General features: G+C 34.8%; 23 protein-coding genes. 20 read left to right on the forward strand and 3 right to left on the reverse strand.

The annotated features are described in order from the left end of the window. Nucleotides 1-3: 3 nt before the first annotated feature. Genes J7E44_RS11480 through J7E44_RS11510 form a run of 7 tightly spaced genes read left to right on the forward strand, consistent with a single transcriptional unit; the run spans nucleotide 4 to nucleotide 4,450 of the window. The gene (locus J7E44_RS11480; RefSeq protein WP_214829597.1) at nucleotides 4-519 is read left to right on the forward strand and encodes an SH3 domain-containing protein; all 516 of its coding nucleotides are present in this window, start codon (nucleotides 4-6) and stop codon (nucleotides 517-519) included. Between the two features lie 16 nt (nucleotides 520-535). Continuing rightward, nucleotides 536-1,162 (forward strand): PH domain-containing protein, encoded by a 627-nt coding sequence (locus J7E44_RS11485; protein ID WP_214829598.1) that lies wholly within the window; start codon nucleotides 536-538, stop codon nucleotides 1,160-1,162. 5 nt (nucleotides 1,163-1,167) lie between these two features. Beyond that, entirely contained in the window at nucleotides 1,168-1,383 is a 216-nt protein-coding gene (locus J7E44_RS11490) for a TM2 domain-containing protein (protein ID WP_214829600.1), read from the forward strand. A gap of 12 nt (nucleotides 1,384-1,395) precedes the next feature. Beyond that, entirely contained in the window at nucleotides 1,396-1,818 is a 423-nt protein-coding gene (locus tag J7E44_RS11495; RefSeq protein WP_214829602.1) for a DUF6804 family protein, read from the forward strand. Beyond that, on the forward strand, nucleotides 1,796-2,203 hold the full coding sequence (locus J7E44_RS11500) for a hypothetical protein (protein WP_214829604.1): 408 nt from the start codon (nucleotides 1,796-1,798) through the stop codon (nucleotides 2,201-2,203). Before J7E44_RS11495 ends, J7E44_RS11500 begins: the two co-directional genes overlap by 23 nt. Before the next feature lie 6 nt (nucleotides 2,204-2,209). Further along, the gene (locus J7E44_RS11505; protein WP_214829605.1) at nucleotides 2,210-3,556 is read left to right on the forward strand and encodes a beta-carotene 15,15'-monooxygenase; all 1,347 of its coding nucleotides are present in this window, start codon (nucleotides 2,210-2,212) and stop codon (nucleotides 3,554-3,556) included. A gap of 9 nt (nucleotides 3,557-3,565) precedes the next feature. Next, nucleotides 3,566-4,450 carry a hypothetical protein gene (locus J7E44_RS11510; protein ID WP_214829607.1) on the forward strand — a complete coding sequence of 295 codons (885 nt, stop codon included), beginning with the start codon at nucleotides 3,566-3,568 and terminating at the stop codon, nucleotides 4,448-4,450. Nucleotides 4,451-4,500: 50 nt separating this feature from the next. On the opposite strand, the gene J7E44_RS11515 is transcribed toward J7E44_RS11510, so the two are convergent. From J7E44_RS11515 to J7E44_RS11525, 3 genes are read right to left on the reverse strand one after another with little or no spacing between them, the layout of a single operon-like run. Next, nucleotides 4,501-4,950 (reverse strand): GNAT family N-acetyltransferase, encoded by a 450-nt coding sequence (locus J7E44_RS11515; RefSeq protein ID WP_214829615.1) that lies wholly within the window; start codon nucleotides 4,948-4,950, stop codon nucleotides 4,501-4,503. After that, nucleotides 4,943-5,566 (reverse strand): ribosome biogenesis GTP-binding protein YihA/YsxC, encoded by a 624-nt coding sequence (gene yihA / locus J7E44_RS11520; RefSeq protein WP_214829617.1) that lies wholly within the window; start codon nucleotides 5,564-5,566, stop codon nucleotides 4,943-4,945. Before yihA ends, J7E44_RS11515 begins: the two co-directional genes overlap by 8 nt. Nucleotides 5,567-5,625: 59 nt before the next feature. After that, a complete protein-coding gene (locus J7E44_RS11525) occupies nucleotides 5,626-6,387 on the reverse strand; it encodes an alpha/beta fold hydrolase (protein ID WP_214829619.1) in 762 nt (253 codons plus the stop codon). Between the two features lie 272 nt (nucleotides 6,388-6,659). Here J7E44_RS11525 and mraZ point away from each other — a divergent pair, with 272 nt between their 5' ends. From mraZ to ftsA, 13 genes are all read left to right on the forward strand, one after another. After that, the gene (gene mraZ / locus J7E44_RS11530; RefSeq protein WP_200242953.1) at nucleotides 6,660-7,118 is read left to right on the forward strand and encodes a division/cell wall cluster transcriptional repressor MraZ; all 459 of its coding nucleotides are present in this window, start codon (nucleotides 6,660-6,662) and stop codon (nucleotides 7,116-7,118) included. Nucleotides 7,119-7,158: 40 nt separating this feature from the next. Continuing rightward, nucleotides 7,159-8,052, forward strand: coding sequence for a 16S rRNA (cytosine(1402)-N(4))-methyltransferase RsmH (rsmH, locus tag J7E44_RS11535; RefSeq protein WP_214829620.1), 894 nt, complete (start codon nucleotides 7,159-7,161; stop codon nucleotides 8,050-8,052). Nucleotides 8,053-8,120: 68 nt separating this feature from the next. After that, entirely contained in the window at nucleotides 8,121-8,486 is a 366-nt protein-coding gene (locus J7E44_RS11540; protein ID WP_214829621.1) for an FtsL-like putative cell division protein, read from the forward strand. After that, nucleotides 8,470-10,461: a penicillin-binding transpeptidase domain-containing protein gene (locus tag J7E44_RS11545; RefSeq protein WP_214829623.1), complete on the forward strand. Its 1,992-nt coding sequence runs from the start codon at nucleotides 8,470-8,472 to the stop codon at nucleotides 10,459-10,461. The genes J7E44_RS11540 and J7E44_RS11545 overlap by 17 nt, the downstream gene beginning before the upstream one ends. Nucleotides 10,462-10,480: 19 nt before the next feature. Next, nucleotides 10,481-11,941 carry a UDP-N-acetylmuramoyl-L-alanyl-D-glutamate--2,6-diaminopimelate ligase gene (locus tag J7E44_RS11550; protein ID WP_214829625.1) on the forward strand — a complete coding sequence of 487 codons (1,461 nt, stop codon included), beginning with the start codon at nucleotides 10,481-10,483 and terminating at the stop codon, nucleotides 11,939-11,941. Nucleotides 11,942-12,022: 81 nt separating this feature from the next. Further along, nucleotides 12,023-13,264, forward strand: coding sequence for a phospho-N-acetylmuramoyl-pentapeptide-transferase (gene mraY / locus J7E44_RS11555; RefSeq protein ID WP_214829628.1), 1,242 nt, complete (start codon nucleotides 12,023-12,025; stop codon nucleotides 13,262-13,264). A 65-nt stretch (nucleotides 13,265-13,329) separates the two neighbouring features. Further along, nucleotides 13,330-14,655, forward strand: a complete 1,326-nt coding sequence (gene murD, locus J7E44_RS11560) for a UDP-N-acetylmuramoyl-L-alanine--D-glutamate ligase (RefSeq protein ID WP_214829629.1) — start codon at nucleotides 13,330-13,332, stop codon at nucleotides 14,653-14,655. A 92-nt stretch (nucleotides 14,656-14,747) separates the two neighbouring features. Further along, nucleotides 14,748-15,986, forward strand: a complete 1,239-nt coding sequence (locus tag J7E44_RS11565) for an FtsW/RodA/SpoVE family cell cycle protein (RefSeq protein ID WP_214829631.1) — start codon at nucleotides 14,748-14,750, stop codon at nucleotides 15,984-15,986. A 71-nt stretch (nucleotides 15,987-16,057) separates the two neighbouring features. Then, a complete protein-coding gene (gene murG, locus J7E44_RS11570; RefSeq protein WP_214829638.1) occupies nucleotides 16,058-17,158 on the forward strand; it encodes an undecaprenyldiphospho-muramoylpentapeptide beta-N-acetylglucosaminyltransferase in 1,101 nt (366 codons plus the stop codon). Between the two features lie 16 nt (nucleotides 17,159-17,174). After that, complete coding sequence (locus tag J7E44_RS11575) at nucleotides 17,175-17,651, forward strand: hypothetical protein (RefSeq protein ID WP_214829640.1); 477 nt, start codon at nucleotides 17,175-17,177, stop codon at nucleotides 17,649-17,651. Nucleotides 17,652-17,662: 11 nt separating this feature from the next. Next, nucleotides 17,663-19,024: a UDP-N-acetylmuramate--L-alanine ligase gene (gene murC, locus J7E44_RS11580; protein WP_214829642.1), complete on the forward strand. Its 1,362-nt coding sequence runs from the start codon at nucleotides 17,663-17,665 to the stop codon at nucleotides 19,022-19,024. Nucleotides 19,025-19,093: 69 nt separating this feature from the next. After that, nucleotides 19,094-20,056: a cell division protein FtsQ/DivIB gene (locus tag J7E44_RS11585; protein ID WP_214829643.1), complete on the forward strand. Its 963-nt coding sequence runs from the start codon at nucleotides 19,094-19,096 to the stop codon at nucleotides 20,054-20,056. A 22-nt stretch (nucleotides 20,057-20,078) separates the two neighbouring features. Then, nucleotides 20,079-21,464, forward strand: coding sequence for a cell division protein FtsA (gene ftsA, locus J7E44_RS11590; RefSeq protein WP_214829646.1), 1,386 nt, complete (start codon nucleotides 20,079-20,081; stop codon nucleotides 21,462-21,464). Nucleotides 21,465-21,503: the final 39 nt, after the last annotated feature.

Genomic DNA, 21,503 nt, shown 5'->3' on the forward strand with positions numbered 1-21,503 from the left:
ACCATGAAAACTTTCATTTTTATAATCACATTATGTCTTGGAGCTCTTGTTTCCGACTCTTTTTCTACATTTAAACCTGACAAAACAATCCACGGAGGACGATGCACAGGCTCAGCCAATTGCTCGGCATGTTCCAATTGCTCGGGTTGTGGGCACTGCGCAGGAGGCGGTGGCAGCTGTGGCGTTTGTAAAGGAGGTTCTTATGAGAAAAAATACTCTTCAAAGAAAGACAGATCTAAAAAATCAAGGGATTCCAATCCATACACACCTTCCCAAAAAGGTAAATCAACCAAAGCTCCTCCAGTTTTTGTAAATGAAATCAATATCAATTCCAGCAGATATATCGCGGGAATTGCGGTTACTCATGTGTATGAAAAGCCTTCTGTTAAATCTAAGATAATCGAGATTGTTCCCAAAAATGAAAAACTAATTCAACTTTCAAAACAAGATTCCTGGTATAAAGTGAAGGCACAGAAAACAGGAAAAACCGGATATGTCTATTATAAAGATGTAAAATAACTAAAAACAAAATATCATGAATTTAAAACAATTTTTAAACGAGGAGCAAGATCCGAAAGCCGTTGAAAAGCTCTTGCAAAGGATCAACAGTCTTCTTACCTCACAAGAGTTTGTGGAATATATTGCAGTTCAAAAGAAGCCCGCTCTTAATCTCTCTCCGGACTGTATTGCTCTTACTAACAGGAGAATTATTTTTTGCAGGCCTAAAAACTTCGGTTTGTCAATGGATTTCCAGGATTACAGCTGGGTAGATGTCGCAGACTGTCATATCAAAGAGGGGATTCTAGGAGCTACTTTTATTATGAGAACAGTCAAAAACTTCTCCAATATGATGGATTATCTACCAAAAACACAAGCAAGAAAACTCTATCAGTATGCTCAGGAAATTGAAGAACAAATGAGAGGAGTAAGAAGAGAAAAAGATTTAGAAACAAGAAGAGCATCTGCAGGAGGAGGAGTAACTGTAAACAACACGACTCCCATTATAGCACAGCCTCAGCAATTTCAGCAACAGAAACCTTTATTGATAGAAAATGAAGACCCCTTTGCGGTTTTACAAAAATTAAAAGGCTTAGTAGAAAGTGGAATTATTTCCACAGAAGAGTTTGAAGAAAAAAAGAACGAAATCTTATCAAGAGTTTAAAAATTATGAAATCAAAATTCACCACCGCCATGCTTGCGTTCTTTTTAGGAGGATTAGGCATCCACAGATTTTACCTGGGTCAAAACAAATTAGGAATATTCTATCTTTTGTTTTGCTGGACATTTATCCCCGCATTGATTGCGTTCATTGATTTCTTCGTTTTTATTTTCATGTCTGAAGATCATTTTAATTATAAATATAATCTAACGACAGGGTTTTAAAAACTAAAAAAAATGAAAACATTCCTCACCTTCTGTGCGATATGTTGTTTCATCGGTATTTTCAAACTTCCAATAGAGTATTATACTTTTCTCCGGGTCTTGGTATCCGTTGGAGCCCTTATTGTTATCTACAATGCATTTGTTTTTAAAATACAATATTGGAGCACTATATTCATCATAATCCTTATCCTTTTCAATCCAGTCTTCCCTATTTACTTGTACAGGAAAAACACATGGATTCCTGTTGATATTATTACTGGAATTCTTTTCCTACTTATTGGCTTTGTCGAAAAACTGGACCTCAAAAAGGAAGAAAAAAGTACTGAAGAAATTTCGGAGCAATCAAAACAAATGAGATCTCCTTCCCGAGATATTATTATTAATCCTAAAAAAACTAAAGAAGAACCACCCAATGGAAAACAATCAAATAACTGAAAATCTAAAAGCTCATTTTTTGCGGCTTTATCAAATGGCAATTTGCGATGATGATTTTAGTGCTCTGGAACTGAAAATGCTTTACAAATGCGCTGAGGAAAGAGGAATATCGTCAAAAAACCTGGACGACATTTTACTAAATCCCATTAATTTCAAGTCTCTTGTGCCTCAAACCATTGAAGAAAAAGTAGATTATCTGTATGACCTCACCGTCATGATATGGGCAGATGGAATAGTTTCGCCAAACGAATATTCAGCCATGGAAAAATATGTTTTGATGTTCGGGTTTTTGGAAGAAAATGTAAAAGATATTGTTGAATATCTGATTGAAGCCGTAAAAATCGGCAAGAATAAAAGTGACATTTTATACGAATTAAAAAACTAAAACACGATGGATACCACCAGTATAAAAAATTTATTTAAATTAAAATCAGTTCCGATCGAAGTCCCAAAACAGGAAACTTCAAAAACAGAAGATACCCCTAAAATTGAGGCAGAGTCTTTTGAAGAAAGCAGGAAGAGAACTTATCACGAATCGGGATATAGAGACAGTTCCAGGACGAATGGAAATCATTCCACGCTATCAATCTGTCTTGACGCTGTTTACTCAAAATTCCAAAATGAGGAAAAAGAAATGGTTGAAAAGCAACAGAAACTCAAAGAATCTTATGTTAATGAGCAAAAAAACAGAGAAACCGAAATCAAAGCTTTAACTGTTTCCCAGGAAACCAAAGAAGAACAATTAAAAAACAAAAACAAAGAAATTGAAAATCATCAAAATAACATTGAAACATTAAAAGCTGAGATTCTCGATTTACCAAGAAATCCTGAAAAGCACAATGTAAAAGCAACAAAAGGGGCATCCACTAAGTTTTGGATTGGTGCCATTCTTCTTGTTCCAATAAGTTTGTATCTACTGACCTTTTATATTTCTACTTCTTATTCTGCCTTCTTTAAAAGCTTTGATGCCAAAAGCACTGTCATACAAAGTGTCTTGGATGCACAGGCACTCAGTAAGGCCTGGAATGAGGGTTTGATTGAAGGAGCATTTGTCTCTTTAATTCCGTTTGTATTTCTTGGCCTCGGTTTTTTAATTCATATGTTCAGTGAAAATAAAACCACAGGAAACTATATTAAACTTGGATTATTATTCATTGTTACTTTTGTTTTCGATTCCATTTTAGCCTATGAGATTGAATCAAAATTGTATGAACTGAATAAAGTCTTTGATTCTCCCCCATTTGATCTTAAAATAGCTTTTACCAAAATTCAGTTTTGGGGAATTATTTTCGCAGGATTCATTGTATATATCATTTGGGGATTGGTTTTCGATTTTGTGATGAAGGAACATAAAGAAAAAGACCGGATTAAAAATGAACAGGAAATCAGACAAAAAAATGTGCTTTTTCTTTTAGAAAAAATCAATGTCCTGAAAAAAGAAATTGAAGAAATTCTAGGAAATATTGGAACAACAAAAGAATTAATCATAAAAACCTGGGGAAGAATCGAAGAACTTCAGAATATTATCGATGGGGTTATCATTCCAACCAAAGATTACAAGTTATATGCCTCGGAATATGTTCAGGGCTGGATCACCTTTATTGGAGAGAAGATAGCTGTTTCAAAAACAGAGAAACAAACAATGATTGAAAGCTGTATTGAAACCTATAACATCAATCTGGAAACTGTTGGAGCCAATTCTGATAATCAAAATTTAGTTTATTTATCATCTTTATAACAGAAAATTATGAAAAAGACACTCTATTTATTACTCATTATTTCATTGGTTTCTTGCTGCAAGCAACCTCCAATAAAACCTTGCACAAATTGTCCACCAGAAGTTGATTCTAATAATATCAATGTTAGTATTTTAATCGATTTATCAGATCGGATTGATCCCCAAACCAATCCCAATCCAACAATGGAATATGCTCAAAGGGATGTGGAATATATAAAAGCCATTGAAAAAGGATTTTTAAATCACATTAAATCAAAAAAAATAATCACATACGATGATCAGATGCAGGTTTTCTTCAATCCCGAACCTTCCGACCCGAAAATAAATGATTTTACCAAAGACTTAAAAGTCTCTTTCGATAAAAACATAAATAAAGATTACTTCACTTCTGTTGAAAAAAAATATTCTGAATTACCATCCAATATTTATCAATCAGCAATCAAAGACGGAAATTATGTTGGTTCAGATATTTGGGAATTCTTCAGAAATAAAGTAAAAGATTACTGTATAAAAAACGATCACAGAAATATTCTTTTTATTTTGACTGACGGCTATATGTTTCACGAAGATTCTAAGTTTTCACAAGATAAAAAGACGTCATATTTAATTTCCAAATTAATAAAATCAAACAATCTTATTACATCTGATTTTAAAAATACGATTGCGAAAAATAACTTAGGATTTGTGAAAGCCAATGATAATTTAAGCAATCTTGAAGTAATTGTTTTGGGAATCAATCCTGAAAAGGGTAATCCTTTCGAAGAAGCAGTCATTAAAGAATACTGGGAAAATTGGTTCAAAGAAATGAAAATCAAAAATTATCAGATCAAATCTGCTGATCTTCCTTCTAATCTTGAACCTATCATCTTGAAAGCCATTACGGGTAAAAACTAAAAACACTCAACATATAACCACAAAAAAAGCGAAGATAAATCTTCGCTTTTTTATTTTCTTATCATTTCCGTATGTGGAATATCGTCCTCCAGATATTTCTTTCCAGTATCTACAAAACCAAATTCTGAATAGAATCGTATGAGATAATCTTGTGCAGAAATTTTGATTTCAGAGGTATGAAAGCGATTTTCTATCGTTTCAATAGCATACTTCATTAGTTGTTTGCCTAAGCTTTTTCCTCTTGCCTGTTCTGTTGTTAATACCCTTCCAAAAGAAGTTTCGTCATATTTTACGCCTTTATTAAAGACTCTACAGTAGGCAAGGATCTCTCCATCTTCTTCGGCCCAAATATGAATACCTTTTTGATCATTGTTATCCAGATCCGGATATGGACAGTTCTGCTCAATCACAAAAACATCAATACGCGCTTTCAGAATCTTATACAGCTCAGGAACTGTTAATTCATCGAAAGTTTTAATTTTCCAGATTATATTACTCATCAAAGTTTACGCTATTATTTTTTAAAAATTCATTGGTCTTCTGGATGAAATCTAAAATTTTATCACCCCCTTCTTTCTTTTCTGCAGAAGTAATATACAATTCTGGCAGATCTTCCCAGGTCTTATGGAGTTCAGCTTTGTAGTCTTCTACATTTTTTATCACAACATTAGGCTTTAGCTTATCTGCTTTGGTAAAAACAATTGAAAAAGGAACCCCACTTTCACCACACCATTGGATAAATTCCAGATCGATCTTTTGAGGAGTGTGCCTGGCATCAACTAGAACAAAAAGGTTGACCAGATTTCTTCTGTTCAGTATATAATTGTTAATCAGTTTCTCAAAATCTCTTCTCTGAACTTTTGAAACTTTAGCATACCCATATCCCGGTAAATCGGTAAGATACCAGCTTTCATTGACTATAAAATGGTTGATCAGCTGTGTCTTTCCCGGAGTTTGTGAAGTTTTCGCCAGATCCTTATGATTCATCATTGCATTGATCAATGATGATTTTCCTACGTTTGACCTTCCTATAAAAGCATATTCGGGAATATTCGGTTCCGGGCATTCCTGCCACTTCCCGCTACTTTTTACAAATTCTGCTGTTTTAATTACCATTTTTGAATTATTTTAAGAAAAACAAACCATTAAGATAGCTCTTAATGGTTTAAGTTATTTTACACTTTATCTTTTAACCAGCTGTAGAGAATTTCATTGAATTCATCTGGTTTTTCCATCATTGCTGCGTGGCCGCATTTGTCAATCCAGAATAGATCTGAATTAGGAATGAACTTATGCATGTCTTCTGCCACTTCTGGCGGAGTCACATTATCCTGCTTCCCCCAGATCAGACATGTTGGTGTTAAAATCTTTGGAAGATCATTCAACATATTGTGTTTAATGGCACTTCTTGCAAGCATTACGGTTTTTATCCCTTTCATTCTGTCATTCACCACTCCGAATACCTCATCTACTAAATCTTCTGTTGCTACTGCTGGATCATAGAAAACCTCTTCAGTTTTCTTCCTTATATAGAGTCGGTCACTTTTTCTTGGGAAACTATCTCCGAATGTTCTCTCATACAAACCAGAACTTCCGGTTAAAACAAGATTTTTAACAAGATCAGGCCTTGCCAAAGCTAAAATAAGCCCGACATGTCCGCCCATTGAATTTCCGACAATCGTTACCGGTTCGGAAATATGGCTCTCTATAAACTTAATAATATATTTTGCTATAGTAGTAAGATTGGTATTGAGTACCGGCAAATCATAGATTGGCAATTGAGGTACATATACCTTAAATCCTTTCTCCGAAAAAAAATTCACCATCTTATCGAAATTACTCAAACCACCCATTAAACCGTGCAACAGCACCAATGGATGTCCTTCTCCCGCTTCTACAAAAGTATATTTCTTTTCTTTTTTTGTACTAAATATCATAAAACGCCTTAATAAAGCCTTGCAAAAATACAAATTAAACCTCAAAAATATTTTGATATTCCTAATTTAAGATAAAAATAATATAATAACGGCTTTTTGTCCATCTTTTTTAACATCCTTTTTGTTATGGTCTAAATAATAACAAATACAATATTCAAAATATCAACTACTTACACCATTAACCTTCAATCTTTGATAAAACTTATTAACATTAAGTCAAAAAGTGGGAAAAAGTGGGAAGTTTTGGAAATATTTATATAAATTTGTCCCAAATGAAGAATTTCATTGGAACATATGAGTGTAAAATAGACGACAAAGGTCGCTTAAAAGTACCTGCATCGCTGATCAAGCAGATGGAGAACTTTGAAGACAAAGCCTTTGTAGTCAAACGTTCCGTGTTTCAACCTTGCCTGGAAGTTTACCCTATGAAAGCATGGGATAAGTTGATGGACAAAATTAATAAACTAAACAGATTCATTAAAAAGAATGCTGATTTCATTAGAATGTTTACGGCAGGAGTAAAAACAGTTGAGTTGGATAACGCAGGCAGATTGCAAATTTCAAAAGATCTTACCCTTTTCGCAAGTCTTCAAAAAGATATTGTGATAACAAGTGCGGGAGAATTATTTGAAATCTGGGATAAAGACGCATATGAGAAAGTAATTTCAACCAATGAAACTGATTTTGCAAGCCTTGCTGAAGATGTGATGGGCTCTTTCGATGAAGAATAACTACGCAAAATTGAAAAAAGCGTAAAACACAAATTAAAACATGTATCATAATCCCGTTTTGTTGAAGCAAAGTGTTGATGATTTGGTGACGAATCCAGACGGAACATACGTGGACTGTACTTTTGGTGGCGGAGGCCATTCGAGAGAAATTTTGAGTAGACTTTCTGATAAAGGAAAACTATTCAGTTTTGACCAAGATTTAGATGCTCTTAAAAATAACATTGATGATCCAAGATTTACCTTGATCAATCAGAATTTCAGATTTTTAGAGAACTCCTTACTAATGTATGGAGTTTCTCAGGTGGACGGAGTTTTGGCAGATCTCGGAGTGTCATCTCACCAATTTGATGAAGCTGAAAGAGGATTCTCTACGAGAAGCAATGCTCCTTTGGACATGAGAATGAATGTAATGCAGGGTCTGGATGCTAAAAGAGTGATCAACGAATATGAAGAAGAGCAACTGGCAGATATTTTTTATTACTACGGTGAATTAAGGGAAGCCAGAAAATTAGCAAGAGATATTGTTCATCACAGAAAGACCAAGATCATAAATACAACTGAGGACCTGAAAAAACTGTTCAGCTTTCTTCCGCCGCACAAGATTAATAAATTTTATGCACAGCTTTTTCAAGCCATTAGAATTGAAGTTAATCAGGAGCTTGAGGTTTTAAAAGAAATGCTTGTTCAGGCGTATCAGGTTTTAAGACCTGAAGGAAGATTGGTTGTTATCTCTTACCATTCTTTAGAAGACCGTTTGGTTAAAAGATTTTTAAAGAACGGAATGTTTGAAGGAGAACCAGCAAGAGATATTTACGGAAATTATAAGAAAGCCTTTGAGTTACTTAAGAGTAAAGCAATTATTCCAGATGATAAGGAAATTGAAGAAAACTCCAGAGCAAGAAGTGCAAAAATGAGAACAGGAATAAAAATATAAATGATAAAAGATAAGAGATCAATGATCTTGCTTATCAATTATTAACAATCATTTATCAATAATAAACTTTGGCTAAAAGAACAACAAATCGCCCGCAGAAGAGACTCACTTTTATAGATATTATAAAAGGGAATTTCCTTAACCGGGATGAGATAAAAGTACATTACAAGTATTTTCTATTGCTTTTTGTTCTGATGATGGCCATGATCTACAGTAACCACTTAGTGAACAAGAAGATTAAAATTGTAAATGCTTTAAAAGAAGAAACAGAAGAATATAAATCTCGAAATGCATACGCACAAAGCAAACTGATCAAAGTAAAAATGGAATCAGAGCTGGGAAAAGAAGTAGCACGGGATTCTTTAATGACACTGGAAAACCATCCTCACAAACTGCTAATAAAATTGGATAGTACAGATGCAAAAGCAAAATGAATACGATAACAAACGTAAAAAAACGTTAAGGTGGGGCTACCTCTTCGCAGTGGTAGCTTTGTCCGTGTTTGTACTTTTCTTAGCAAGGATCGTTATTCTTCAAAACACTAATGTTCAGGAAATAAAAGACGATTATATTAATAAAAACTATCGTGAAGCCACTTTAAAGGCTGCTCGTGGGAATTTATTTGCTTCAGATGGTTCTATTCTGGCAACCACGGTAATGCGTTATGATATCTTTCTTGATTTCAAAACAATGAAGGATACGATCTACAGCAACAATATTGGTGCATTAACGGATTCTTTAAGCAAGATGTTTGGAAAACCAAGAAGTGAATTCAGACAGAAATTTGACGAACAAAAAAGAAAGAAAAACCAATACTACACTTTAGCAAGAGGATTGGATTTTGATGAATATGATAGAATCCGAAACTTTCCCATTTTTAAAAAAGGAAAGAATAAGGGCGGATTTATCGTTGACAGAAATTATAAACGAGAACTCGCAACTTCCGAAATTGGTGCCGGAACCATCGGAATGGATAATAGCGAATATAAATCCGGACTGGAAGGTGCTTTTTCAAAATATTTAACAGGAACTGACGGAAAAAGATTAGAACAGAGAATCAACTCTTCACAGTGGAAACCGATCGACTTCTGGAAAGTGAAGGAACCTGTGGACGGAGAAGACGTTTATACGACCTTAGATCTTAGAATTCAGGACATTGCGCACTCAGCGTTAGAGAAGCAGTTGGTGAATTTTGAAGCAAAACATGGAACTGTAATTGTAATGGAAGTGGCAACCGGGAAGGTTCGTGCTCTTGTTAATCTAAGAAGAACCGATTCCGGAGATTATGAAGATGCATACAATTATGCTTTAAAAGATAATATAGAACCGGGGTCTACTTTCAAAACTATTTCGCTTTTAGCAGCAATGGATGATGGTTTTATTGATGATAACACTACCGTAAATGTTGGAAACGGAGTTTGGACTTATGCTAAACAAAGAATCTCCGATGGTCATGGTGGCGGAACTTACGACATCAGTGACGTACTGGCAAAATCCAGTAACGTAGGAACCGCAAAACTGATTACAAAATATTATGCCGATAAGCCGCAGATATTTCTTGATCACCTAAAACGCTGGAAATTATTTGACAAAATGGATCTCGAACTTCCTGGAATCGCAAAACCGAAGATCGTTACTCCACAGAATAAAAGATGGAATGCCGCAACACTGGCTTCTATATCATTTGGCTATTCTTCGAATATTAATTTATTACAATTAACGACTTTCTATAATGGAGTTGCTAATAATGGTAAAATGCTGAAGCCTTTATTTATCGACAAAATCATGAAAGATGGTAAAGTAATGTATAGCGCAAAACCAGAGGTAATGGTTAACAAAATGGCATCAGAAAAAGCGATTAAAATGATGACCAGCGCACTAACCAAAGCAGTAGAAAAAGGAACAGGTAAGAGTATTTTCACTCCAAATCTTAGGATGGCAGGAAAAACAGGAACAGCAAGATTTGAATACTGGCTTCCTGGGCCGATGAAGTACCGGGCATCTTTTGCTGGTTTTTATCCGGCTGATAATCCGAAGTATACCTGTTATGTAATGATCAGTGAGCCTAATACTGCAAAAGGTTTTTATGGAGCAACTGTATCAGCTCCTGTTTTTAAAGAAATTGCTGGAAAAACATTCTTAAAAACGCCTCAAAATGTTGAAAAAGAAATGCTTGTTGACAGAAAGGTAAACCTCAATAAAATGGTTGAACCAAATGTTAAGGTCGCAGTAAATAATAGCCAAATGCCTAATGTGGTAGGATTGATTGGTAAAAATGTAATCCCACAGTTAGAAAATTTAGGATATCGTGTCGATTATAAAGGAGTTGGAAGAATAAAAGAACAATTTCCTTTGGAAGGCACAGGAATCAGTAAGAACCAGAGAATATATTTATCTCTACAGAATTAAAATAATAAGCATCAAAGAAATGCAATTAATTGAATTATTAAACAGAATCCCAACCTTAGATATTCACGGTGATAACACACGTGAGGTTTCTGAATTGGTTTTCGACAGCAGAAAGGTTACGGAAAACGCTCTCTATATTGCAGTGAGAGGAACCGTTGCAGATGGACATTCATACATTGCATCTTCTATAGAAAAAGGAGCAAAAACAATAGTTTGTGAAGAATTTCCTGATGATCTGGATGATAACATTACCTATGTAAAAGTAAAAGACTCATCTAAAACTCTGGGACATTTGGCTTCTAATTTTTACGGCAATCCTTCAGAGAAATTAAAACTGATCGGTGTTACTGGAACTAATGGAAAAACATCAGTTTCAACATTACTATTTGATGTTTTCAAGAATTTAGGATATGATTCTGCACTGCTTTCAACGGTAGAAATAAGAATTGGAAACGAAATAATCCCGGCAACCCATACCACTCCTGATGTTATTACCATCAATCAGATCTTAGCTAAAGCTCTTGATGCAGGTTGTGAATTTGCTTTTATGGAGGTAAGTTCCCATGGAATTGCTCAAAACAGAATAGAGGGATTACATTTTAAGATCGCTGGATTTACCAATCTTACACATGATCATTTAGACTATCATAAAACATTTGATGATTATCTGAAAACAAAGAAAAGATTCTTTGACGAGCTTCAGGATACGGCCATTGCTATTACCAATGTGGATGATAAAAATGGCAATGTTATGCTTCAAAACACAAGGGCTACTAAAAGATCTTATGCTTTGAAAACTATGGCTGATTACCATGGAAAAGCATTGGAGATCGATTTTAATGGGATGCTATTAAATTTCAATGGAAAAGAATTCTGGACCACACTGACAGGTAGATTTAATGTTTATAACTTATTGCTTGTCTTTGGAATCGCATCAGAACTGGGATTTGAGCAAAGTGAAATTCTTCAGGCGATCAGTATCCTGAAAAGAGTTTCAGGGAGATTCGAAACTTTTAAATCTGATGGTGGCATCTTCTTTATTGTTGATTATGCTCATACTCCGGATGCTTTAGAAAACATTCTGGACAGCATCAATGACATCAGAACAAAAAATGAAAGGCTGATTACAGTTTTCGGTTGTGGAGGTGACAGAGATCACTCGAAAAGACCCGAAATGGGAAATATTGCAACAAAAAAATCTACGTTGGCAATTATCACTTCTGATAACCCGAGAACAGAAGACCCAGCAGTTATTATAAAAGAAATTGAAGCAGGTGTTGAACCACAAAATTTCAGCAAATACACTTCAATTCCAGATAGAAAAGAGGCTATAAAAATGGCTATCAAGTTTGCAGAACCAAAAGATATTGTTTTAGTAGCCGGAAAGGGTCACGAAAACTATCAGGAGATTAATGGTATAAAACACCATTTTGATGACAAAGAAGTAATTAATGAGCTTTGGAAATTAATGAGCAAGTAGTTTATAATCGATAATTGATCAATGCTAGTATTTTTTATCACTCATCAATTATCACTTATCATTTATTAACAACAGGAAATTATGTTATATTATTTATACGAATATCTAACCAATCATGGAATCCATATCCCGGGACTTGGAATGTTGAAATACATTTCATTTCGTGCCGGAATGGCAGTTCTATTGTCATTGACAATCGCTCTTATTTACGGAAAAAGAATCATTAATTACCTGAGAGCAAAGCAAATGGGCGAATTGGTTCGTGATCTTGGGCTCGATGGTCAAAAACAAAAGGAAGGAACTCCAACAATGGGAGGTCTTATTATCATCCTTGCTACGATGATTCCTGTTTTGCTTCTGACAAGAATTACCAATGTTTATATCGTTCTTCTCATCATTTCGGTTTTATGGATGGGGGCTATTGGTTTCGTGGATGATTATTTAAAGAAAGTAAAGAAAAATAAAGACGGCTTAAGCGGTAAATTTAAAATTGTAGGCCAGGTTGGATTAGGGCTAATTGTTGGAGTTACAATGTATTTCCATCCGGATATTACAGTAAAGAGAAAATATGCTGATGCAAAAGTTGTCAATAGAAATAATGTAGAGCAGAATTTTATGCCTACAGAGAAAATTACAGTTTCTACAGTACCTTTTGCCAAAAACAATGAATTCGATTATAGTGGAATGCTATTTTGGATGAATGATAAAGATGCTCATGAATGGGCATGGATTGTTTTCATTCCAATTGTTATTTTTATTGTAACAGCAGTTTCAAACGGTGCTAATATTACCGATGGGATCGATGGGCTCGCGGCGGGCACAAGTACGGTCATACTACTTGCCTTAGCCTTTTTTACCTACGTTTCAGGAAATATCATTTTTGCCGACTATCTCAATATCATGTTCCTCCCCAATATGGGTGAGACCACCATTTTCGTAGTCGCCATGGTGGGTGCTGTCATTGGTTTCTTTTGGTATAATACCTATCCTGCGCAGGTTTTTATGGGTGATACAGGAAGTCTCATGTTAGGGGGAGTTATTGCCGTTTTAGCAATTATATTAAGAAAAGAATTAATGATTCCTGTTTTATGCGGAATCTTTTTAATAGAAAACATATCTGTTATGTTACAGGTTGTTGTTTTTAAGTATAGAAAAAGAAAATACGGGTTGGAATATGCCCAAAATAATAGATTATTTAAGATGTCTCCATTACATCACCATTATCAAAAGGATGGTTTTCACGAAAGTAAAATCGTTAATAGAATGATTATCATTGGTGTAATGCTGGCTATAGTATGTCTGATCACATTGAAAATGAGATAGAATTAATTTAAAAATTGAACGATTTAAATACTAAAAAAATCGTCAATCATTTAATCAAAATTAATATGAAAATAGTTGTTTTAGGGGGTGGGGAAAGTGGCTGTGGAGCCGCTTATTTAGCTAAAAAGAAAGGTTTGGAAGTATTTCTTTCAGACAAAGGAACTATTAAGGATAACTATAAGCAGTTTCTGACCGAAAACAACATTGAATTTGAAGAAGGAAATCACGATGAGGAAAGAGTTTTAAATGCAGACTGGATCGTAAAGAGTCCAGGAATTCCGAAAAAAGCAGATATTATTTATAAAATTCATCAGAAAGGAATCAGACTTTCCTCTGAAATAGAATTTGCTTCAGAATTCACCAATGCTAAAATAATTGCTATTACAGGAAGTAATGGAAAAACAACAACGACTTCATTAATCTACTACATTCTTAAAAATGATGGATTAAAGGTGGGTCTGGGTGGAAATATAGGTTACAGTTTTGCCAAGCAGGTAGCTGATGAGAATCATGAATATTATGTATTGGAAGTAAGTTCTTTCCAATTGGATGATATTCAAAATTTCAGGCCTTATATTTCTTTGCTTTTGAATTTGTCACAGGATCACCTGGATCAATATAATTACAATTATGAAGAGTATGCTTTAGCGAAATTCAGAATTGCTGAAAATCAGGAAAATGACAATTTCTTTATCTACAATAAAGATGATGAAATGAGTAAAAACATTCTTGAAAAATTAGAAATTAAAGCGAAGATGATCCCTTTTTCAACAAAAGAAAAACTGTCTGAAGGAGGTTTTATTGATAACGATAGTATTATAGTAAAATTAAAGGACGCTTTCTCAATGAAAATTGATGAGCTTTCTTTATTAGGCAATCATAATGTTGCCAACAGCTTGGCAGCTTCGATGGCTAGTAAAATACTGAATGTCAACAATGAAAGCATTAGAAATTCATTAATGACATTTCAGGCTGTAGAACATAGGCTGGAATTTGTTTCCGAAATTGATGGAGTAAAATATATCAATGACAGCAAAGCAACCAACGTTAATGCTACTTATTATGCCTTAGAAAGCATGAAAGCACCAACTGTTTGGATTGTAGGAGGACAGGATAAAGGAAACGACTATTCAGAGATTGAAGATCTTGTTAAAAGAAAAGTAAAAGCAATCGTATGTTTAGGAATTGATAATCAAAAAATTATAAACTTCTTTAAAAATAAAAAAGAGTTTATATATGATACCTCAAGCATGGAAGAAGCGGTGAAAATATCAAAATCAATTGCCAAAAACGGAGATACTGTTTTACTTTCTCCTTGTTGTGCAAGTTTTGACCTTTTCAAAAGCTATGAAGATAGAGGCCGACAATTTAAAGAGCAAGTATTAAAATAACTGTATTCATGTAAAATGTACTAAAGTATTAATGATCCCAAACGGTTAAAGTACACGAATACATTTTACATCAATACATGAATACATAAAGTATGAACGAACAGGACACAGAAAACAGATTTGAATTTCTAAAGGGCGATAAGGTACTTTGGATGGTCATTCTTGTGATCTCCATATTCTCTATTTTCCCTGTATATTCAGCAAGTTCGAATCTGGAATATATTGTTAATAACGGGACTACAACCGGTCACGTTATCAAGCATATGTTCTTTGTGGTCCTGGGTTTAGGAATTATGAGATTAGTGGGAACTGTAAAATATGAATACATAGGAAAGCTCAGCAGTATACTGCTTGGTCTGATGATTATTCTATTGGTTATCACCATGTTTACGGGACAAACAATCGATGGTGCCAGTGCATCCAGATGGTTGAAAATCCCGGGAACACCGATCTCTTTTCAGCCTTCATCATTTGCCTTTCTCATGTTGGTTATTTATCTGTGCAGATATTTAACAAAAAAAATAACAAGAGAAAGACTTCCGATAGAAAACATTATGTACATCTTCGGACCAATTCTACTTGTTTTTGTATTGGTTGCAAAAGATAATGGATCTACCGCATTAATGATTTTAATGGTATCGGTCATTGTTTTAATTATTGGCCAGCTTCATTGGAAATACATTGCCGGATTTATATCATCCTCTTTTATTGCAATTGTTTTATTTCTATTGATTGCTCTGAATACCAATTTAATAGGTGGAAACCGTGTTCACACATGGATGAGCCGTGTAGAAACATTTACATCCAGTAAGGCAAAATCTGCAGACGTAGACGACGAAAGTGTAAAGGCAAAAAATTATCAGGTGATGCAAGCCAAAGCCGCTATCGTTCATGGTGGAATTACAGGAATGGGACCCGGAAAAAGTGCTTTAAAACAAATGCTTCCACAGTCTGCATCCGACTTTATATTCGCTGTAATTGTTGAAGAATATGGGGTAATTGGTGCAGCATTTCTGATTAGTATGTACCTGATAATGGTTATAAGGATCGTGATGATAGCCAGTAAGATGCCCGCATTTTTTGGGTCCTTACTCGTTCTCAGTCTCGGGGTCATGATTTTTATACAGCTTTCAGTAAATATTGCTGTAGCGATTAATCTGATCCCAGTTACCGGACAGCCATTACCTTTAATAAGTTATGGGGGAACCTCTATGTTGGTTACCTATTTGCAGTTAGGAATTATTTTAAATATAAGCTCAAGGATACAGATTTATGATGAAGAAGGAATGGGTAAAAAACAAAGTATTGCAGAAATAAATGATATCGCTTAGATCATTGTGAACAGACTGAAGGTCTGCGAACGTAGTTCAGAAGTGACGAAGCAATTTCAAAATTGAAAAAAATGAACAAGAAACTAAAAGTATTATTATCCGGTGGTGGAACAGGAGGACATATCTTCCCGGCTATCGCGATTGCCGATGAGATCAAGAAAAGATTTCCGGATACAGAATTCTTGTTTATCGGTGCCAACGGGAAAATGGAAATGGAAAAAGTTCCACAAGCCGGTTATAAAATTGAAGGAATTGATATTGCCGGAATTGATAGGGGTAACCTTTTATCCAATTTGGGTCTGCCATTCAAGATTCTGAAAAGCTTATCCAAATCTAAAAAGATCATAAAAAATTTCGCACCTGATTTCGCAATTGGAACAGGAGGTTTTGCAAGCGGACCGGCTCTTTATGAAGCCAGTAAAATGGGAATCCCAATTTTTATCCAGGAACAGAATGCACATGCAGGGGTTACAAATAAGATTTTAAGTAAGAAAGCAAAAGCTGTTTTTACCGCTTATCCAAAAGTAGAAGGCTTTCCTACTGAAAAGATCAAATTTCTTGGCAATCCTATCCGTGAAAATATCATTTCAGGAATGGAGGATACAGTACAGGCAAAAGAAAAAATGGGATTAAATACAGAAAAACTTACTATACTTTCTGTTGGTGGATCTCTAGGTTCCAGAACGTTAAATAATGCATGGAAATCCCATCTCGATGAAATTATAAATAAAGATTATCAGCTGATCTGGCAAACCGGAAAGCTGGATTATAGAAATATTATTGAAGAAACTAAAGACAAAAACAGTCCTAATATTCAGATTCATGAATTCATAAAAGACATGGAGAAAGCTTATTCTGCTGCAGATATCATTGTTTCAAGAGCAGGTGCCATTGCTATCTCCGAACTTGCGGTAGCACAAAAACCTGTTTTATTGGTTCCTTTCCCATTTGCGGCAGAAGATCATCAAACTAAGAATGCTTTGAATCTGGTAGAAAAAGATGCGGCTAGAATGGTAAGGGATTCTGAGATGGAAGAAAAATTCTGGAATACACTTGAATCGATATGTGAAAGTGAAAGCTTAAGAAAAGAAATGTCTAAAAATTTAGAGTATTTCGCCAAGCCGAATGCTGCAAAGGAAATTGTTGATGAGATTTTAAAAAAACTACAATAACCAAGACCAACAAGATATGAGAACTAAATTATTAACAGTCCTGCTAATCAGTTTTTTCACTGGTTTGTTTACAGCACAGACGCTTGTAAAGCCGGCAGACTTTAAGATATCATCGGTAGGTACTTTTCTGAAAAGTAAAGGTTATGAAGTATTGGAGCAGGATGAGACTTACATTAAGATAGCAAATAAAGATAAGGCCACTCTTTTTTTGGATGTCGATGCAGGAAAAAAATTTATTAATCTAAACGTAAATATCCTGATAACGAAAGGAGTAGCTAAAGATAAAATTAACGCTCTTATCAATGAGATCAATCAGTTAGCTATGATAAAAGCAGAGTATATAGAAAGTCAAAACTCTATCAATTTTAAGTATTATTTCTGGATTACGAACGGATTTACTAATGAAACATTAGAAGATGCAGTATTGGAATTCTTTTTGTATCAGGGAGATGCTTATGGAATAGATAAAGAAAAGATTTTCGATTATCAATAACTAAATAGAAAATGAAATTATTAGAAACATATCAGACTTTTTACTTCGTTGGAATCGGAGGCATTGGCATGAGTGCCCTGGCGCGTTATTTTAATGCTTCAGGCAAAAAAGTTTTAGGTTATGATAAAACCAACACCAAACTTACTCAGCAGTTGATGAATGAGGGAATTGATATTGTTTTTGAAGATATAACCGATGAAAAAGTAACATCCCTTCAACAGGAAAGTACTTTGGTTATTTATACTCCGGCTATCAAAACATTAGGAATATTAGATTATTTTAATCAAAATGATTTTGAAATTCTAAAGCGCGCAAAGGTTCTGGGCTTAATTACGGAAAATACAAACTGTATAGCCGTTGCAGGAACTCATGGTAAAACAACAACTTCTACATTGGTATCTCATCTATGTAAAGAAGCCGATCTGCCATTTTCATGCTTTTTGGGAGGTATTTCAGAGAATTTCAAATCTAATTTTTTATATAACGGTTCTGAATATTCAGTAGTAGAAGCTGATGAATATGACAGAAGTTTTCTTAACCTTTCCCCCGATTGGGCAGTAATAACCTCTACGGATGCTGATCACCTGGATATTTATGGCGATAAAAGCCATATTGAAGAGGGCTTTAGACAGTTTGCAGCACTAGTTCGTGAAGATAAGAAGTTATTCGTAAGAAAAGGAATTGACATCGGAAGAGATCACCAAACTTACGCTGTCAATGAAAAAGCAGATTATTATTCCGACAATCTTCGTATGGATCATGATAAAATCTATTTTGATTTTCATACTCCTACGGAAATGATAAAAGATTTTGTCTGGGAAATTCCGGGAATTCATAACGTTGAAAATGCAACTGTAGCACTGGCTATTCTTCACAATTTAGGAGTAGATTTTGAAACTTTAAAAAAGGCTATCGCTAATTTCAAAGGAATTAAAAGGAGATATACCAAACATATATATAAAAACGGTAAGATTTATATTGATGATTACGCACATCATCCAACAGAAATTAATGCAGTAGTGGGTTCTATCAAAACGTTTTACCCTGATAAAAAATTATTAGTTGCATTTCAGCCCCATCTGTTCAGCAGAACAAGAGATTTTGCAGACGGATTTGCTGAAAGTTTAAGCAACGCCGACGAACTGATTCTGTTGGATATCTATCCTGCGAGAGAATTACAGGAAAATTTTAAAGGAATTACTTCCACCTGGCTATTAGAAAAAGTAACATTAGGTAAAAAAGAAGGATCAACATTAGCAGAAGCATTTGAGAAAATAAAAGAAAAGGATTTCGATATTCTTCTTACCGTAGGCGCGGGAAATATAGACACCCTCTATGATCCGATATGCCAATGGATGGGAAATAATGAATAAAAGGAAATAATAATGAAATTATAGCGGCTTCTGACATCTGATGTCTGAAATCTCGCATTAAAAAAAGGAATGAAAAATAAATACAGAATATTAAAAATTGCTATCACGGTAATCCTTCTTGGGTTCCTGCTGAGTTTCTCTTTAAAGAAATTCGGCGGTCAGAAGATTACGGATAATAAGATTTCTGTAAAAATGAGTGAAAAAACTCCGGTTTATTTCATTGATGAAAAGGATATAAGAGCAATTGTAAATAAGGAAAACCCTTCAGGAAAAGTTGGTGATCTAAATATTCCCGCTTTGGAAAAAAAGATCAATGCCCTTCCTGCCGTGGACAGCGCCAATGTCTATTTAAATTTAAATGGAAAACTCAATTTGGATATTAAACAAAGGGTTCCTGTTTTCAGGTTAAATAAAGATGGTCGTGATTTTTATGTAGATGAAAAAGGAATTGAATTTCCGATTTCAAAAACGTATTCCCATCCTTGCATGCTTGTCACTGGAAATGTAAAACCAGATGAGTATGAAAAGCTGGCAGAACTTGTTGGAAAAATTGATAAAGATGATTTCAGTAAAAAATATTTTATTGGTATTTCAAAAAACAAAGATGATTATAACCTCCTGACAAGTGAGGGAAATTATAAGGTAGAAATTGGAGATTTAGATAATATCGAATTTAAAGTAAAAGGTTTTAAAGCATTTGTTGAGAAATATCTTGTTTATCAGGATCCTCAGAAATACAATATGATCTCAGTAAAATATCAGAATCAAATTGTAACGACATTAAATCCTTATTTTAAAGAAAATGACAGTATTTTAAATGCCGGACGTATGGAGCTGGCAAAAGTTCCTGTCATGGCAGTAGCCAGAAAAGTAGAAGCCAAAACAAAAACGGCAACTGTAAAAAAACAAAGCACAACTTCCAAACCGAAGGAAAGCATAAAGCCAAAAACTACAGCTAAACCGAAGGAAACAAAAAAGACACCTGAGAAGAAAGCAGTAACAAAGCCTAAAGGAAAAGTTAAAATAGAATAAAAAATCAAATCGATATAAACAAATGGAAAATCAAGAGTATTCAGTAGGTCTGGACATCGGGACAACAAAGATAGTCGCGATTGTCGGAAGGAGGAATGCACACGGGAAAATAGAAGTTCTCGGTGTAGGAAAGGCCAAAAGTCTTGGAGTTCATAAAGGTATTGTGAATAATATCTCACAAACCATTAATTCAATCAAGGCGGCTGTTTCTGAAGCACAATCCAGTGCAGGAGTTCCTATCCGCAAGGTCACGGTTGGTATTGCAGGAAAACATATCCGTTCGCTGCAACACTCCGATTATATTATGCGTGAGCATCCAGACAAGTTTATTACAGATGACGACATCGAAGCCTTAAAGGATCAGGTAAAAAAACTGGTCATGCTTCCTGGTGAAGAAATTATCCATGTCCTTCCTCAAGAATATAAGGTGGATTCCGAGGGTGAAATACAAGAACCTGTTGGCATGCACGGGAAACGTTTAGAGGCTAATTTCCATGTTGTTGTAGGACAAATGGGAAGTATCAGAAACATCGCAAGATGTGTAAGAGAGGCTGGCCTGGAAATGGAAGCCCTTACTTTAGAGCCTTTAGCATCTTCTGAAGCTGTTCTTACAAAAGAAGAAAAAGAAGCAGGTGTAGCTATTGTAGATATTGGTGGTGGTACTACGGACATTGCCATTTTTAAAGATAATATCATCCGTCATACATGTGTAATCCCATACGGTGGTGGAATTATTACTGAAGATATCAAAGAGGGCTGTTCCATTATTGAAAAACATGCCGAACAATTGAAAGTGAAATTTGGATCTGCAGTTCCGGAACTGGAAAAAGACAGTACTTTCGTCACTATTCCTGGGCTTCATGGCAGACCAGATAAAGAAATATCGCTTAAAACTTTAGCACAAATTATCAATGCAAGAGTAGAGGAAATTCTTGAAATGGTAAATACAGAGCTAAAAGCGTATGGCGCCTTTGAACAGAAGAAAAAACTGATTGCAGGTATTGTTCTGACGGGAGGTGGCTCTAACCTGAAGCATTTGCGTCAACTTGCCAACTATACCACTGGGTTTGACAGTAGAATCGGTTTTGCAAACGAATATATTGCAAATGATAAGAACCAATATCTAAAAGGTCCTGAATTTGCAACATCTATTGGATTGCTGATGGAAAGCTTAAAAATCAGAGATAAAAAGCAAGTTAATATAGAAGAAGAGGAAATTGTTCAGGAAAAACAACAGCCAGAAACTACAACCAATTCAACTGAAGTGAATACTGTTATCCAACAGGTTTCTTCGGTTCAGGAACAGGAAGTTGTAAGAGAACAGCAAGAACAAAAAAAAGCGGCAAGATTAACTTTCGGACAGTCGCTAATGGAAAAAGTAAAAAAATTCTTTGAAGAAGTAGAATAAAGTATAAAATGATGAATGATAAGCGATACACGATTATTC

It is taken from the genome of Chryseobacterium sp. ISL-6 (assembly GCF_018613715.1).
GTDB classification, from domain to species: domain Bacteria; phylum Bacteroidota; class Bacteroidia; order Flavobacteriales; family Weeksellaceae; genus Chryseobacterium; species Chryseobacterium paludis.

Coding starts and splice junctions, on each gene's coding strand:
- J7E44_RS11485 (WP_214829598.1), top strand. CDS start 536: ATGAATTTAAAACAATTTTTAAACGAGGAGCAAGATCCGAAAGCCGTT.
- J7E44_RS11575 (WP_214829640.1), top strand. CDS start 17,175: ATGAGAACTAAATTATTAACAGTCCTGCTAATCAGTTTTTTCACTGGT.
- J7E44_RS11505 (WP_214829605.1), top strand. CDS start 2,210: ATGGATACCACCAGTATAAAAAATTTATTTAAATTAAAATCAGTTCCG.
- J7E44_RS11585 (WP_214829643.1), top strand. CDS start 19,094: ATGAAAAATAAATACAGAATATTAAAAATTGCTATCACGGTAATCCTT.
- J7E44_RS11525 (WP_214829619.1), bottom strand. CDS start 6,387: ATGATATTTAGTACAAAAAAAGAAAAGAAATATACTTTTGTAGAAGCG.
- J7E44_RS11515 (WP_214829615.1), bottom strand. CDS start 4,950: ATGAGTAATATAATCTGGAAAATTAAAACTTTCGATGAATTAACAGTT.
- J7E44_RS11550 (WP_214829625.1), top strand. CDS start 10,481: ATGCAATTAATTGAATTATTAAACAGAATCCCAACCTTAGATATTCAC.
- J7E44_RS11500 (WP_214829604.1), top strand. CDS start 1,796: ATGGAAAACAATCAAATAACTGAAAATCTAAAAGCTCATTTTTTGCGG.
- J7E44_RS11565 (WP_214829631.1), top strand. CDS start 14,748: ATGAACGAACAGGACACAGAAAACAGATTTGAATTTCTAAAGGGCGAT.
- J7E44_RS11480 (WP_214829597.1), top strand. CDS start 4: ATGAAAACTTTCATTTTTATAATCACATTATGTCTTGGAGCTCTTGTT.
- murD (WP_214829629.1), top strand. CDS start 13,330: ATGAAAATAGTTGTTTTAGGGGGTGGGGAAAGTGGCTGTGGAGCCGCT.
- J7E44_RS11545 (WP_214829623.1), top strand. CDS start 8,470: ATGCAAAAGCAAAATGAATACGATAACAAACGTAAAAAAACGTTAAGG.
- mraY (WP_214829628.1), top strand. CDS start 12,023: ATGTTATATTATTTATACGAATATCTAACCAATCATGGAATCCATATC.
- murC (WP_214829642.1), top strand. CDS start 17,663: ATGAAATTATTAGAAACATATCAGACTTTTTACTTCGTTGGAATCGGA.
- J7E44_RS11495 (WP_214829602.1), top strand. CDS start 1,396: ATGAAAACATTCCTCACCTTCTGTGCGATATGTTGTTTCATCGGTATT.
- rsmH (WP_214829620.1), top strand. CDS start 7,159: ATGTATCATAATCCCGTTTTGTTGAAGCAAAGTGTTGATGATTTGGTG.
- yihA (WP_214829617.1), bottom strand. CDS start 5,566: ATGGTAATTAAAACAGCAGAATTTGTAAAAAGTAGCGGGAAGTGGCAG.
- murG (WP_214829638.1), top strand. CDS start 16,058: ATGAACAAGAAACTAAAAGTATTATTATCCGGTGGTGGAACAGGAGGA.
- mraZ (WP_200242953.1), top strand. CDS start 6,660: ATGAAGAATTTCATTGGAACATATGAGTGTAAAATAGACGACAAAGGT.
- ftsA (WP_214829646.1), top strand. CDS start 20,079: ATGGAAAATCAAGAGTATTCAGTAGGTCTGGACATCGGGACAACAAAG.
- J7E44_RS11510 (WP_214829607.1), top strand. CDS start 3,566: ATGAAAAAGACACTCTATTTATTACTCATTATTTCATTGGTTTCTTGC.
- J7E44_RS11490 (WP_214829600.1), top strand. CDS start 1,168: ATGAAATCAAAATTCACCACCGCCATGCTTGCGTTCTTTTTAGGAGGA.